Annotated in this window: 13 protein-coding genes, 1 pseudogene and 1 riboswitch; of the genes and pseudogenes, 3 read left to right on the top strand and 11 right to left on the bottom strand. The window is 71.6% G+C overall.

Going from position 1 to position 14,282, the window contains the following annotated elements:
- The 8 genes and pseudogenes from VFZ39_RS14735 to VFZ39_RS14700 form a co-directional block, all read right to left on the bottom strand.
- A pseudogene (locus VFZ39_RS14735) lies at positions 1-245 on the bottom strand (acyl-CoA oxidase); the annotation flags it as partial.
- Positions 246-266: 21 nt separating this feature from the next.
- Complete coding sequence (locus VFZ39_RS14730; RefSeq protein ID WP_330866531.1) at positions 267-1,595, bottom strand: C40 family peptidase; 1,329 nt, start codon at positions 1,593-1,595, stop codon at positions 267-269.
- Between the two features lie 209 nt (positions 1,596-1,804).
- Entirely contained in the window at positions 1,805-2,857 is a 1,053-nt protein-coding gene (locus VFZ39_RS14725; protein WP_330866530.1) for a phosphatase PAP2 family protein, read from the bottom strand.
- Between the two features lie 10 nt (positions 2,858-2,867).
- The gene (locus VFZ39_RS14720; protein WP_330866529.1) at positions 2,868-3,866 is read right to left on the bottom strand and encodes an ABC transporter ATP-binding protein; all 999 of its coding nucleotides are present in this window, start codon (positions 3,864-3,866) and stop codon (positions 2,868-2,870) included.
- A 1-nt stretch (position 3,867) separates the two neighbouring features.
- On the bottom strand, positions 3,868-5,499 hold the full coding sequence (locus VFZ39_RS14715; RefSeq protein ID WP_330866527.1) for an iron ABC transporter permease: 1,632 nt from the start codon (positions 5,497-5,499) through the stop codon (positions 3,868-3,870).
- Between the two features lie 7 nt (positions 5,500-5,506).
- Entirely contained in the window at positions 5,507-6,574 is a 1,068-nt protein-coding gene (locus tag VFZ39_RS14710; RefSeq protein WP_330866526.1) for a thiamine ABC transporter substrate-binding protein, read from the bottom strand.
- Positions 6,568-6,679, bottom strand: a riboswitch (TPP riboswitch). (Overlaps the previous gene by 7 nt.)
- A gap of 16 nt (positions 6,680-6,695) precedes the next feature.
- A complete protein-coding gene (locus tag VFZ39_RS14705; RefSeq protein WP_330866525.1) occupies positions 6,696-7,601 on the bottom strand; it encodes an RNA polymerase sigma-70 factor in 906 nt (301 codons plus the stop codon).
- On the bottom strand, positions 7,598-8,173 hold the full coding sequence (locus VFZ39_RS14700; RefSeq protein WP_330866524.1) for a carboxymuconolactone decarboxylase family protein: 576 nt from the start codon (positions 8,171-8,173) through the stop codon (positions 7,598-7,600). Before VFZ39_RS14700 ends, VFZ39_RS14705 begins: the two co-directional genes overlap by 4 nt.
- A 97-nt stretch (positions 8,174-8,270) precedes the next feature.
- On the opposite strand from VFZ39_RS14700, the gene VFZ39_RS14695 reads away from it, so the two are divergent.
- Together VFZ39_RS14695 and VFZ39_RS14690 are read left to right on the top strand one after the other, a co-directional pair.
- Entirely contained in the window at positions 8,271-9,170 is a 900-nt protein-coding gene (locus VFZ39_RS14695; RefSeq protein WP_330866523.1) for an alpha/beta hydrolase, read from the top strand.
- On the top strand, positions 9,167-9,622 hold the full coding sequence (locus VFZ39_RS14690; protein WP_330866522.1) for a GNAT family N-acetyltransferase: 456 nt from the start codon (positions 9,167-9,169) through the stop codon (positions 9,620-9,622). Before VFZ39_RS14695 ends, VFZ39_RS14690 begins: the two co-directional genes overlap by 4 nt.
- Before the next feature lie 150 nt (positions 9,623-9,772).
- Here the strand turns inward: VFZ39_RS14690 and VFZ39_RS14685 are convergent, their stop codons facing one another.
- Genes VFZ39_RS14685 through VFZ39_RS14675 form a run of 3 tightly spaced genes read right to left on the bottom strand, consistent with a single transcriptional unit; the run spans position 9,773 to position 12,958 of the window.
- Complete coding sequence (locus VFZ39_RS14685) at positions 9,773-11,056, bottom strand: sugar ABC transporter permease (RefSeq protein WP_330866521.1); 1,284 nt, start codon at positions 11,054-11,056, stop codon at positions 9,773-9,775.
- Positions 11,049-11,861 carry an ATP-binding cassette domain-containing protein gene (locus VFZ39_RS14680; protein WP_330866520.1) on the bottom strand — a complete coding sequence of 271 codons (813 nt, stop codon included), beginning with the start codon at positions 11,859-11,861 and terminating at the stop codon, positions 11,049-11,051. The genes VFZ39_RS14685 and VFZ39_RS14680 overlap by 8 nt, the downstream gene beginning before the upstream one ends.
- Positions 11,861-12,958, bottom strand: a complete 1,098-nt coding sequence (locus VFZ39_RS14675) for a substrate-binding domain-containing protein (RefSeq protein WP_330866519.1) — start codon at positions 12,956-12,958, stop codon at positions 11,861-11,863. Before VFZ39_RS14675 ends, VFZ39_RS14680 begins: the two co-directional genes overlap by 1 nt.
- 179 nt (positions 12,959-13,137) lie before the next feature.
- Here VFZ39_RS14675 and VFZ39_RS14670 point away from each other — a divergent pair, with 179 nt between their 5' ends.
- Positions 13,138-14,280: an ROK family transcriptional regulator gene (locus tag VFZ39_RS14670; RefSeq protein ID WP_330866518.1), complete on the top strand. Its 1,143-nt coding sequence runs from the start codon at positions 13,138-13,140 to the stop codon at positions 14,278-14,280.
- Positions 14,281-14,282 lie beyond the last annotated feature (2 nt).

Here is a 14,282-nt window from a genome sequence, read left to right as displayed (position 1 = left end):
GTGGCGGCCATCTCGACCACGAGGTCGCGCACCCTGTCGCGGAACTCGTCGGTGCCGAGCCGCTCGGCCTCCTCGAGCACCGAGGCGTACGCCGCCAGGTTGCTGCGCACGAGGTCGCGGACCTCGCCGTACCGACCGTCGAGCAGCCGCGTGAACGCCGGGACGTCGATCTCGGGCCGCCGGTAGCCCACCGGCTCCGGCGCGGAGACAGGACTCGTGACGGCTGGGCTGGGGTCGGGGGCCATGGCCCCGACGTTACTGACCGGTCAGGGGCGGGCGTAGAAGTTGGGCGTGGTCCAGTAGTACATGGACTCCTGGCTGACCGGTCGTCCGGTCCGCGGCGCGTGGATGATCTGGCTGTTCCCGACGTACAGCGCCACGTGGAAGATCGACGACGGGCTGCTCGAGGAACCCCAGAACACCAGGTCACCGGCCCGGAGACTGCTCGCCGAGATCGGGGTCGACTGCTCGTACTGGGCCACGGAGTAGTGCGGCAGGTACTTCCCACCGGCGCCCCAGGCACCCATGGTGAGGCCGGAGCAGTCCCACGAGCCCGGTCCGGCGGCTCCCCAGACGTAGGGCTCACCGAGCTGCGCCCGGGCGAACGCGATCGCCGCGCTGGCCCCACCACCGGGTGCCGGGGGGTCGGGCTGGGGGGGCGGAGGCGCGGGCTCGGTGGCCGGCTCCTCGGGCTCCGGCGCCGCGGGCTGCTGCTCCTCGGCCCGGTCCCCCTGCTGGGCCGCCTCCTGCGCCGCCTGCTCCGCCTGCTCCGCTGCCTGCTGGGCAGCCGCCTGCTGGGCGGTCTCCTCGGCCGCAGCGGCCGCGGCAGCCTGGGCGCGTTGCTCGTCGAGCGCCTGCTGCCGCTCCTCGGCGAGCTCGACGCTGATGTCCTGCAGCTCCGCCAGCTCCTCGATCAGCTCGCCCTTGCGGGCGGCGATCGCGTCGGCCTCCGCCGCGGCGGCCTCGGCCGCCACCCGAGCCTGGTCCCGCGCCTCTCGCGCCTCGACCTGCGCCGTCGCGGCATCCGCGCGAGCCGCCTCCGCCTGGTCGAGCGCGACGGAGGCCAGCGTCGAGGCCGCGACGAACCCGTCGTACCGGCTGTCGAGCGCCGACTCGGCCGCGCGCATCGTCGTGCTCTGCTCGAGGACCGTCCCGATCCCGTCCGCCTGCACCATGGAGGCGACGGCCGTCAGCGTGGGGGCGAGCTGGTAGGAGCTGACAAGCGCGTCGGCGTAGGCGTCCTGCTGGCGATCCACGTCGGTGTGCGCGATACCGGCTCGCTCATCCGCGGCAGCAGCCGCCTGCCGCGCCTGCTCGAGCCGGTACCGCGCTCCGTTCCACGCCTCCGTCGCCTGGGCGGCCTCGATGGCGGACTGCTGGAGTCGGTGGTTCGCCGCGGCCAGGTCGGCCTGGACGGCGTCCACATCACGTGCCTTGTCGCGGGCAGCGGTCCGCGCGTCGCGGACGTCCTGCCGGGACGGGGTGTCGGCCTCGTCGGCCAGCGCCGCCTCGATTCCAGCGAGCCCTGACACCGGGGGGATGGTCAGGCTCACGGCGAGGCCGAGGGCTACTGCGACACCGATCGCGCGAGGCACGTCGCGATTCCTCCTGCATTCCGTCATCCGGTCCCGCCGCCCGGCTGGGCTGCGTGGTCGTCGCTGCCCCACGGGGCAACTCGCGGAACGCTAGTGCTCATTCGTCACAAAAGCCACAAAAATCTCAGAATTCGCAGGGGTCACCGGCGTGTCGGCTTGCGAACTACAACAATGTAGTTCACGAGTCCGGGCGAGAACCCGCCGCGAGATCAGCGGTCGGCGTCGACCGGGACGGCGCTGCTGTCCGTCGTCGGGTGCGACGCGAGGCCGTGTCGCTCGAACACCTGGCCGCTGGCTCGGCCCCCGACGTAGAAGGCGACGAGTGCGATCAGGATCCCGGCGACGTCGTCGGCGAGGTAGTGCCAACCGAAGTAGATGGTCGCCACGACGGTCACCGCGAAGTTGACCCAGAACACCCAGTGCACGATCCGGGAGCGGACGGTGTACTGCACCATCAGTGCGACGAGCAGCGTGATCGCGACGTGGAGGCTGGCGAAGCCGGCGGTCGACTGCACTGCCCCCTCGACCCCTTCGATCGTGACGCGGGCCCGTGCGTTGGCGAGCGCCTCCATCAGGGCCGACGTCGGCGTGCCGGCGTCCACCACGTCCTTGTAGAGCCAGGGGGCGAAGAAGCCCGGCCCCAGGGTGGGCAGCAGGTAGTAGGACAACGTCCCGAGCGACCACGCGATGCACTGGCTGGTCACGAACCAGTAGCCGTAGGAGATGTTGCGCGACCACACCAGCCAGGCGGTGACGGCGAGCGGGACCAGCGGCAGGAACCACAGGTAGATGTAGGACAGGAAGTGCGCTGCGACGCCGGTGCCGAGCAGGTCGTGCAGCACGACGCCCGGCTCGTTGCCGAGGAAGAGGGCGAGGTCGATCAGGTGGAGCTCGTAGTCGTACTTCTTCTCGCGCACGAACGGCAGGAACGACTTGAGGTTCCGGTAGCTCACGTAGGTGATGTAGAAGCAGGCGATGCCCATCACGACCAGCGTCAACCGCTCGCGGGTCCAGTGGCTGCGGACCCGATCGCGGGCGACGGTGGCCCAGCGCGCCGGGTTGCCGCGGGAGACCCACAGCGTCCGCGGGACGACGTCGCCGAGGAATGCGCCGCTCAGCAGCAGCGGGAGCCGCAACCACGATGGGCCGAGGAAGCCCTCGGGGTCGGCGAGCCGCTTGTCGAGGAGCAGCGCCGTGATCACCGCCAGCCCACCCATGACGACGGCGCAGCCGACGAGCAGGACGTAGGCGCGGCGGTACACGCGCGCCAGTCTATTGACCGGTCACGGGGGCGTAGATCGGCGCCAGCCGAGTGCGGTCCACCCGGAGCGCCACCTCGACTCCCGGCCCGGGGTGCCGGTCGAGCGGGGCAACGGCGTCGAGCTCGCCGAGCCCCGGTACGTCGACCCGCAGCCGGACCTGCTCGGGGGTCAGCCTCGACGACACGACCCGTCCCCGCAGCGGTCCGTCGGCGGCGACGGACAGGGCCGAGCGGCGCAGCGCCACCGCGGGCGCGTCCTCGAGGTCGGCGGACCGCAGCAGCCGGGTCGCTGGCTCGCCGACGAGCACGGCGGCGTACCCGAGGAAGAGCGCGGTCTCGTCGTCGACCGGGCGGCGCCACACCTCGTCGATCGGGCCGTGCTGGACGATCCGGCCCGACCGCATCACCGCCAGCCGGTCGGCCACTGCGAACGCCTCCTCGTGGTCGTGCGTCACGAGCAGCGCGGTGGTCCCGGACTCGACCAGGATCGTCCGGAGGTCGGCCGCCAACCGCGCGCGCAGCCCGGTGTCGAGGGCCGACAGCGGCTCGTCGAGCAGCAGCAGCCGAGGCTCGACGGCGAGCGACCGGGCCAGGGCGACCCGCTGCCGCTCGCCCCCGGAGAGAGTCCGTGGCAGCCGGTCGCCGTATGACGGGAGACCGACCAGGTCGAGCAGCTCGGCGACCCGGCGATCGCGGGAGGGGACCCGGCGCAGCCGCAGCGCGTAGCCGACGTTGCGGGCGACGGTCAGGTGCTCGAAGAGCTGCCCGTCCTGGAACATGAGGGCGAAGCCGCGCCGGTGGGTCGGGACTCGACCGAGGTCCTGCCCGTCCCACGCGACGCTCCCCGTCTGCGGCTGTTCCAGCCCCGCGATGGCGCGAAGCAGGGTGGACTTGCCGCACCCCGACGGCCCGAGCACCGCCAGGACCTCGCCGTCCGGCAGCTCGAGGGAGACGTCGTCGAGCGCCCGCTTGCCGTCGAAGACGACGGTCAGGTCACGCACGCGGATCACGTCAGAACGCTCCCACGCTGGGGACCCGCAGCCGCTCGACGAGCAGCATCACGAGAGCCGTGGTGCCGGCGAGCAGGACCGAGGCGGCCAGCGCCATGCCGTAGTTCAGCTCGCCCGGGTGGCCGAGGAGCCGGAAGATCACCAGCGGCAGGGTCGGGAAGTCCTCGCGCGCCAGGAAGGAGGTCGCGCCGAACTCACCGAGCGAGGTCGCGAACGCGAACCCGGCGCCGGCGAGCATCGGCTTCCACAGGACCGGGACGTCCACCGTCAGCACGGTCCGCAGCGGACCCGCGCCCAGGGAGGCGGCCGCCTGTCGCTGCCGGTCGTCGATGCCGGCCAGTACCGGGACCAGGGTGCGCACGACCAGTGGCAGCGCCACGAGTGCCTGCGCGACAGGGACCAGCAGCGCGCTGTCGCGCAGGTCGAGCGGCGGCTCGTCCAGGGTGATCAGCAGCCCGAACCCCAACGTCACGGCGGACACGCCGAGCGGCAGCATGAAGAACCCGTCGAGCAAGCCGCGCACCCGGCGCTCGACCGGCGTGCGCGATCGGCGGGTGACGACGAGTGCGACCAGCAGGCCGGTCCCCAGCGCCATCCAGGTCGCGTCGACCGCTGTCCGCAGCGAGTTCACCAGCGCGTCGGTGACCGTGACCTGGAGTGCGTCGCGGTCGCCGGTGGTGCCGAGCGCCGTGTAGTTCGCGAGGCTCCACTCGCCTTCCGCCTGCAGCGACCCCGAGACGAGGGAGACGATCGGGATCGCGACGAAGGCCATCACCAGCAGCGTCGCCGCGACGGGTACGCCGTCGGCCCGGGTCAGCCGGCTCGCACGACCCGGTGTGCGACCGGCCGGGGCGACCACGCGCACCCGCTGTGCGAGCGCGAGCAGCGCGACGACCACCACCAGCTGGAGCACCGAGAGCGCCGCCGCGGCCGGCAGGTCGAAGACCTGGACCGTGAGCAGGTAGATCTCGGTCTCGACGGTGGCGTAGCGGCTGCCGCCGAGGGTGAGCACGATCCCGAAGGCGGTGGCGCAGAAGAGGAACACGACGGTCGCGGAGGAGGCGATCGCCGGTCGCAGCGCGGGCAGCGTGACCGTCCGGAAGACCTGGGCGGGCGTGGCTCCCAGGGTCGCCGCCGCCTGTCCCGCCCGGGCATCGAGCCCTTCCCAAGCGCCGCCGACGACCCGGATCACCACCGCCAGGTTGAAGAACACCAGTCCCAGCACGATCGCCGTCGGCGTTCCGTCGAGGCCGAGGAAGCCAAGCGGTCCGCCGTCGCCGAGCACCTGGCGGAACGCGACGCCGACGACGACGGTGGGAAGCACGAACGGCACGAGCAGCGCGGCTCGGATCACCCGCCGCAGCGGGAACGCCGTGCGGTGGAGCACGTACGCCGCCGGCAGGCCGAGCAGCACTGCCACCGCGGTCGCCACCGCTGCCGACCACAGCGTGAAGGCCAGCACCCGAACCGTGCGACCCCGCGTCAGGACCTCCAGCACTGCGCCGGGCGCGAAGTCCCCGTCGGGCCAGAAGCCGAGTGCGAGCATGCCGCCGACCGGCACCACGAAGAACACACCCAGCACCAGCACCGGGACCACGGCCAGGGCGAGCAGCCCCAGCAACCGGCGGTTCACGGGGCACTCACCGGGTGACCAGGTCTCGCCACTCCTGCAGCCAGGTGTCGCGGTTGGCGGCGATCTCGTCGGGATCGACGACGTAGGGGTTGTCGGGCTGCTCGGCGTGGGCGGCCCAGTCAGCTGGCAGCTCGACGTCGTCACGCACCGGGAAGACGTACATGGACCCCGGGAGCGCTGCCTGCACCTCGGGGGTCAGCAGGAACTCCACCAGCTGCCGACCACCGTCGGGGTTGGCGGCGCCGGCCAGCACCCCCGCGTACTCGACCTGGCGGAAGCAGGTGTCGAGCAGCGCCGCGGTCGAGGACGTGTCGGAGCCCTCGGGAACGGTGAAGGCGGGCGAGGAGTCGTAGGACAGCACGATCGGCCGCTCACCACCCTCGCCGCCCTGGGTGAAGTCGCCGTAGTAGGCGTCGCTCCAGCCGTCCACCACCAACGTGTCGTTGGCCAACAGGTCCTCCCAGTAGTCCGGCCAGTCCTCGCCGTACGCCGCGACCGTCGTCAGCAGGAACGCCAGTCCGGGCGAGCTCGACAGCGCCGAGGGCGTGACGAACAGACCCTCGTATGCCGGGTCGGCGAGGTCGTCGAGCGTGGCCGGCGGGTCCAGGTCGCGCTCGGCGAACCAGGTGCTGTCGACGTTGACGCAGACATGCCCCACGTCGACCGGCGCCAGCCGCTCGCCGTCGTCGGCCGGGACGACGTACTCCTCGACCCCCTCGGGCAGGGTGACCTCGAGCGGGTCGAAGACGTCCTCCTCCAGGGCCCGCGAGGCGAAGGTGTTGTCGACTCCGAAGGCGACGTCGCCGATCGGGTTGTCGCGGGTGACGGCGAGCTTCGTCGTCAGCTGGCCGGCGTCGCCCGCCGCTCTCACCTCGAGGTCGAGGCCGGACCGGTCCTCGAACCGCCGCACCAGCCTCTTGGGCAGGTTGAAGGACTCGTGGGTGACGAGCACGACGGTGTCGCTCGCGCCGTTCGTGGTCGACGGCGACGCCGCGTCGTCGCCTCCGGTGGAGATGAGGCTGCAGCCAGTGCCCGTCAGGGCAAGCGTCAGCAGCACGGTGGGTAGACGCCACATGGTCGATGACTCCCTACGCCGGTGCGACCCGGATCAGGTTCGGAGGGTCTGCGGCTGGCCCGCACTCTCAGCCCGGTATCGCGCCGGGCTCCCCTGTCTGTACGTCGTCCATCCTAGAGTGCTACCGGGTGAGGTCGACGACCTCCCCGAGCCGCCGCAGCTTCTCGGGGTTCCGCAGCAGGTAGAGCGTCGTGACCAGGCCGTCCTCGATCACGAACGTCGCGACCGTGTCGAGCTCGCCTCCGATGCTGAGCGCCACCGCCGGACCGCCGTTGATCGTGAGCACCTCACCGGTCATGGGGCCCTGACGCTGGCCGGTCGCCGCCAGGAACCGCAGCACCTTGTCGCGGCCCTCGATCGGTCGCAGCGCCGCCTTCTTGAGACCACCGCCGTCGGAGACCAGCACCAGGTCCGGGGCGAGCACGTCCATCAAGGCCTGCAGGTCGCCGGTCGCGGCCGCCGAGAGGAAGCGCTCGATGACCCGGTCCCGCTCGGCAGCGGTGACGTCCTGCCGGGGGCGCCTGGCCTGCACGTGCGATCGAGCCCGGTGCGCGATCTGCCGTACCGCGGCCGGAGTCTTCCCCACGGCCTCCGCGACCTCGTCGTACGGCACGTCGAACACCTCGCGCAGCACGAACACCGCGCGCTCGGTAGGGCCGAGCGTCTCGAGCACGAGCAGCATCGCGGTCGAGACGCTGTCGGCGAGCTCGACGTCCTCGGCGACGTCGGGCGCCGTCAGCAGCGGCTCGGGCAGCCACGGGCCGACGTAGGTCTCCCGGCGACGCTGCTGAGTGCGCAGCCGGTTCAGCGACTGCCGGGTCACGATCCGCACCAGGTACGCCCGCGGATCCCGGATCTCCTCGCCGGCTCCCGCGGTCCGCTCCGACCAGCGCAGCCAGGTCTCCTGCACGACATCCTCGGCGTCGGCGGCCGAGCCGAGGATCTCGTAGGCGACCGTGAACAGCAGATTTCGGTGCTCCACGAACGGTCCCGTGGGGTCCACGGTCGCGTCGTTGCCCGAGGTCACGCCGTCGAGGGTACGGCGAGCGGGAGCTCGCACACATCCGAGTACCCCTGGCTGGCCAGGCCCATCGCCGCGTTGAAGCGCGAGCGCTGGTTCTCGACCGCGATCATCATCGTCAGCTCCACGACCGCGGGGTCGCCGAGCTGCTCGCGCAGCGCGGCCACCTGCGCGTCGGTCACGGTCGGTGGTGTCGCGGTCGCCGCCTCGGCGTACGCCATGACCTCGCGCTCGAGGTCGGTGAAGGCGTCCGAGTCGCGCCAGCGCGGCACCTCGCGGACCTTCGCCTCGTCGAGCCCGTCCTCGTGGGCGAGGTAGTAGCCGAAGTCGAGGCACCAGGAGCAGCCGATCGACGCGGCACTGGCCATCACGGCGTACGTCTTCAGGTGCGGGTCGAGGGCGTCGAGCTTCGCCACCTTCTGCTCGAAGCCGAACACCGCCTTCAGCAGCGGCCGGTTGTGCCAGAGCACGTAGGCAGTGTCAGGCACCTGGCCGAAGGTACGCCGGGCGTACCACTCCAGGATCCGGCCGTACCCGCCGCTGATCGTGGCCCGGGGAACTCGGAACGTGCTGGACATCTCTCCTCCTCTGATCTCTTTCACTCACTCGTGCATGAAGACACCGACCGCGGCCACCGTGTGACATCCCCTCGCTGGGTGCGGCTAGATTCCGGGCATGCCGAGCCGACGCCACGACCTGCTGGCGTACGTCATCCCCCGCGTCAGGAAGTCGCGCGAGCTCGACGACGAGCCCACCGAGCGCGCCCGGGTCGAGCGGTGGCACGCCACGCTCGACCGTTCCCTTCCGACGCGCCTCGTGCCCGGTTTCGGGCGCCGGTTCTCGGTGGTGACCGAGGAGCTCGCCGGGTTCCCCGTGCACGTGGTCACGCCACGGCACCGCGACCCCGACCGGACCCTGTTCTACGTGCACGGTGGCGGGTTCATGGCGCCGATCGACCCGTTCCAGGTCCGTTACGTCACGCGGCTCGCCACAGCGCTGGACGCTCGGGTGGTGCTGCCCGACTACCCGCTGGCTCCCGAGCACACCTGGCGGGACTCGTTCGAGCCGCTCACCGACCTGGTGGCCCGGTTGGCGGGCCAGTCGCGGGTGACCCTCGCCGGCGACTCTGCCGGCGGCGGCTACGCGCTCGCGCTGGCACTCGCGCTCCGCGACCGCGGCGGCAAGCAGCCGAGCGAGCTGCTGCTGCTCTCCCCGTGGGTCGACCTCTCGACGTCGACCCCGGACACCGCGTCGTACGACGAGATCGACCCCTGGCTGTTCCTCGGCAAGGTCCACGCGTACGCCGAGTGGTGGGCCGGGTCGCCGGAGGATCTCGGCCGCCCCGAGGTCAGCCCCGCGCTCGGCGACCTGTCGGGCCTCCCGCGGGCGCTCATGCTCTGCGGCAGCCGCGACCTGCTGGTGCCCGGCTGCCGGTTGCTCGCCGACCGGGCCGCGGCCACCGACTGGGACCTCACCTATGTGGAGCGGCCCGACCTGCTGCACGTCTTCGCGCTGCTGCCGTTCATCCCCGAGGCGCGGGTCGCCCGCCGCGTCACGCTGGAGTTCCTGCGATGACTCCGCCGCCGATCACGGTGACGGCGCTGCCGTTCGTCGAGCTGGACGCTGCCACGTCGTACGCCGTCTGGCGGTTGCGGCAGGATGTCTTCGTCGTCGAGCAGGAGTGCCCGTACCCCGACCTCGACGGCCGTGACACCGAGCCCGGCACGGTCCACGTCGTGCTGCGCGAGGGAGACGACGTGATCGGCTACGGCCGGGTCCTCGACGAGGGTGACCAGTGGCGGATCGGCCGCGTGGTGCTGGCTCGTTCCGGGCGGGGGCGCGGGCTCGCCGACCGGCTCCTGGACGCCGCCCTCGAGGTGTGCGCCGGCCGCCCGGTCGTGCTCGACGCGCAGACGCCGCTGGCCGGTTGGTACGCCGGGTTCGGGTTCACGGTCGTCGGCGAGGAGTTCCTCGAGGACGGCATCCCGCACGTGCCGATGCGGCGCGGTGTCGGTTTCCCCGCTTGAGCGGGAAACTCGCGCCTCCCACGGGAGACTTCCCCCGCTGACCGCCAGACTCGCCCAGCAGGCTCCGACCCGTGGGCCCGCGTGCGGAACCGCCCCGGGACCGGTGCTTCCGGTCCCGGGGCGGTGGCGAGGGACGTACGCCGCCGACCGCTAGCCGCGCCCGCTCGACGACCGCGCCCGGCGGGACACCGAGTCGATCGCGACCGCGATCAGGAGCACCGCACCGGTCACCATGAACCGGACCTCGGACTCCACCCCGGCGAGGTTGAGGCCACTGGTGATCGCCTGGAGGACCAGGATCCCCAGCAACGCCGACCAGGCCGAGCCGCGACCGCCGAAGAGGCTGGTGCCGCCGATGACGGCCGCAGCGATGGCGGTCAGGTTCGTGTCGGTCGTGCCCGTCGCCTGGGACACGCTGGTCTGCAGGCCGGCCCCGAGCAGGCCACCGACGGCGGCGAGCAGGGAGGTCGACACGAACACCGTGACGTAGACGCGGTTCACCTTGATGCCGGACCGACGTGCGGCCTCGACGTTGCCGCCGACCGCGTAGACGTGCCGGCCCCACAGCGTGCGTCGCAGTGCGAAGTCGACCACCACGACCAGCCCGAAGAACAGCCACCACAGGTAGCTGAAGCCGCGGTCGATGTTGACGTAGTAGGTCACGAAGCCCAGCCCGGCGGCGAGCAGGATCGCCTTCGTGAGCACGAGTGGCCACCAGGGTGGCGCGAGGTCGGCGGCTCGCCGGGTCGCGGCGGTGCGCCACTGCGCCGCCAGGTAGACGACCACGACAAGAGCGACGATCGCGTAGGACTGCCAGCCGGTGACGAAGCTGAACCGGGTGAACTCCAGGAGGTAGGACTCGCTCGGCAGGTTGATCGTCCCGGTGTCGCCGAGCACGTACAGCAGCACCCCTTGGAACCCGAGCAGGCCCGCCAGCGAGAACACGAACGACGGGACGCCGATCCAGACGTAGAGCACGCCGTAGAAGATGCCGACGGCGACGCCGACGAGGGCTCCCGCGATCAGCGACACGATCGTCGACTGCCCCTCGTGGACCATGAGCACCGCCATGACCGCGGCCGCCATGCCGCTCACCGAGCCCACGGACAGGTCGATCTCGCCGAGCAGCAGCACCAGCACGATGCCGAGCGCGATGATGCCGATCGGCGCGGCGTACTGCGTGATGGACACCAGGTTGCGCGAGGACAGGAAGCGAGCGTTCTCGAGGTAGAACCCGAGGCAGATGACGACCAGCCCGATGATCACCGGGAGGTTGCCCAGGTCCCCGGAGCGCAACCGGTTGACCTGCAGCCGTAGGTATCCCAGGACCCCCTGGGTCTGGATCAACCGCTCGTCGGCGAGGTCGGCGGCCACCGCGGTGGCCCGGGCCTGCGCGGCGTCGGCTGTGTCGGTGGTGTCGGTGGTGTCAGTCATCGACCGGCCCTTCGTGGGAGGTGCGCCGGGCGGCCCGTTCGGACACGACGTTGTCGGAGGCGCCGGTGATGGCGGCCACCAGCTCCTCGGTGGTCGCCTCCTCGATCGTGAAGTCGGCGGCGTTGCGGCCCAGCCGAAGCACCACGATCCGGTCGGCGACCGCCTGCACGTCGGCCATGTTGTGGCTGATCAGAATCACGCCGAGCCCGGTCTCCCGGAGCCGCTCGACCAGGTTCAGCACCTCGGCCGTCTGGGCGACGCCCAGCGCGGCGGTGGGCTCGTCGAGCAGCACGACCTTGGGCCTGCCGACCAGGCTGCGCGCGATCGCGACGGTCTGCCGCTGACCACCCGAGAGCGAGGCGATCGGGATCCGCACCGAAGGGATCTTCGCGGACAGGGTGCGCAGCAGCCGCCACGCCTCCTTCTCCATCTCCACCTCGTTGAGCACGGCGCCCCGCGTGCGCTCCTGCCCGAGGAAGAGATTGGCGACCACGTCGAGGTTGTCGCACAGTGCGAGGTCCTGGAACACGGTGGCGATCCCTAGCCGCTGCGCGTCGGAGGGACCGTGCACCTCGACCCTGCGGCCGTCGAACACGATCTCGCCCTCGTCCGGCTGGTAGACCCCCGCGATGATCTTCACCAGCGTGGACTTGCCGGCGCCGTTGTCGCCGACGAGCGCGACGACCTCGCCGGGGCGCACGTCGAGCGAGACGTCGGTCAGCGCCTGGACGGCACCGAATCGCTTGTTCACCCCGGTCAGGGACAGCACGCTGTCCCTGACCGGAGCGTCCGCCGTCTGCGTCATCAGCTGATGCCGGCCGCCGCGCAGGCGTCGGCGTACTCCTCGGTGCAGATGTCCTCGACCGCGTAGAAGCCGTCGGCCACCACGGTGTCGGCGACGTTGTCCGCGTTCACGGCGATCGGGTCGAAGATGAACGACGGGACGCCTTCGTACTCGGTCAGCTCGACGCCGGTGTCACTGGTGCCGCTGATGTCCTCGCCCTGCGCGAGCTTCACGGCGACCTCCGCCGCGGTCTCAGCCTCGATCGGGATCGGCTTGTAGATCGTCATGGCCTGCTGGCCCGCGATGATCCGCTGCACGGCCGCGAGCTCGGCGTCCTGGCCGGTGATCGGGGGCAGCTGGTCCTCCGGGACGCCGCCGCCGGTCAGCGCGGCGACCACGCCGCCGGCCTGGCCGTCGTTCGCGGCGTACACGCCCTCGATCTCCGAGGCGTCGAAGTTGCTCAGCTGGTCGGTGACGAACTGCTGGGCCTTCTCGGGCGTCCAGTCGGGGTTGTCGAACTCCTCCAGGATCTCGAGGTCGCTCTCGTCGATCACGCTGTGGGCGCCCGCCTTGAACTGTGCGGCGTTCGGGTCGCTGGGCGCGCCGTTCAGCATCAGGATGCCGCCGGAGCCGCCCATGGCCTCGACCAAGGCCTCGCCCTGCATCCGGCCGACGGTCTCGTTGTCGAAGGACATGTAGTAGTCGGCCTCGGCGATGAAGCGGTCGTAGGCGATGACCGGGATGCCCTCGTCCTGCGCCGCCGTCACCATGCCGCCGGCGCCTGCGCCGTTGACGGGGTCGAGCACGATGACTGCTGCACCTTCACTGATCGCGGTGTCGACCTGCTGGCTCTGCTTGGCCTCGTCCTGGTCGGCGTTGTAGTAGAGCACCTCGCAGTCGGCGCAGAGCTCGGCGACGTGCGCCTCGAAGAGCGGCTTGTCGAACGTCTCGTAGCGAGTGGTCTGCGACTCGGGGAGCAGCAGCGCGATGCGGGTCGCGTCGCCGCCGTCGCCGTCCCCGCTGCCGGGCTCGGCCTCGTTGGCGCCACAGGCCGTGGCCCCGAGCGCGAGCGCGGCGGACAAGCCGACGACGGACAGACGCGTGACTGACTTGGTCACGATGGGTCTCCTTCGGGGATCGGGGCGCCGGCTGGCCAGTGCCCTGTGCGGATGGAACGAGTGTCGGGCGTCACCCGCTTGTCGTCAAGAGTTGAACACGAAGTGAGACAATTCCGGTGTGCCTGCGCTTTAACGGTCATCTCTTGACGACAACGTGAGGCACGGTGCATGGTTCCGGCATGGCGACCGATGCGGCCCCGGGCTCGACGTCGTCGCTGCGTACCGCGAACCAGCACCGGGTGCTGGCGGTCCTGCGCGAGCAGGGTGAGCGGGTCGCCCACACCCAGGCCGAGATCGCACGGGTGACCGGTCTCGCCCCCGCCACCGTCTCCAACATCGTGCGCGACCTCACCGCCGGCGGGCTGCTCGACATCGAGCCGGGCAGTGGCCGCCGCGGCTCCGCCGTACGGCTGTCGGCGCGGGCCGGGATCGTCGCCGGCGTCGACTTCGGGCACCGGCACGTCGCGGTCGCCGTCGGCGACCTCACCGGCCGGGTTCTCTCAGAGGAGCGGGTCAGCGTCGAGCCGCAGGGGCACGAGACGGGGCTCGGGCTCGCCGCGTCGGTGCTCGCCCGGATCGATCCGGGGGTCGGCCCGCTGCGCCGCGTGAGCCTCGGCCTGCCCGCGCCGGTGGTCAAGAACGTGGTCAAGTCCTCCGCGATCTTCCCGGGCTGGGAGGGCGTCGACGCCCGAGCCGCTGCCGAGGCGGTCTTCGGCGCGCCGGCGCAGGTCGAGAACGACGCCAACCTCGGCGCCCTCGCCGAGCACCGGCAGGGTCACGGTCGCGGTTACAGCACGTCGGTCTTCGTGAAGATCGCGAGCGGCGTCGGCGCGGGCCTGATCATCGACAACCAGCTGTTCCACGGTGCCGACGGCACCGCCGGCGAGATCGGGCACCTGACCGTCGACGAGCAGGGGCCGATGTGCCGGTGCGGCAGTCGCGGCTGCCTGGAGACCTACACCTCCAGCGAGCACATGCTGCGACTGCTCCACCCGAGCCTCCCCGGCGCCACGTTCACCGACCTGGTGGCGGCGGCGACCGACGGCAACGTCGCGGCGACCCGGGTGCTCGAGGATGCCGGGCTGCACCTCGGCTGGGCTCTCGCGAGCGTCCTCAACCTGCTCAACCCAGGGATCGTCATCGTCGGGGGTGCGATGTCACGCGCCGGTGACCTGCTGCTCGAGCCGACCCGCACCGGGTTGCGCCGGCATGCGCTCGACTCGGTCGCACAGACACCCATCGTCGTCAGCCAGCTCGGTGAGCGCGCCAGCCTGGTCGGCGCCGTCCAGCTCGCCGCCGAGCGCACCGAGCTCACGCCCTGACC

Origin of the sequence: Nocardioides sp. (assembly GCF_036374615.1) — a bacterium.
Lineage (GTDB): Bacteria > Actinomycetota > Actinomycetes > Propionibacteriales > Nocardioidaceae > Nocardioides.
The sequence above is the reverse complement of the archived record's forward strand: the minus strand, read 5'-3'. Positions and strand labels throughout refer to the sequence as shown.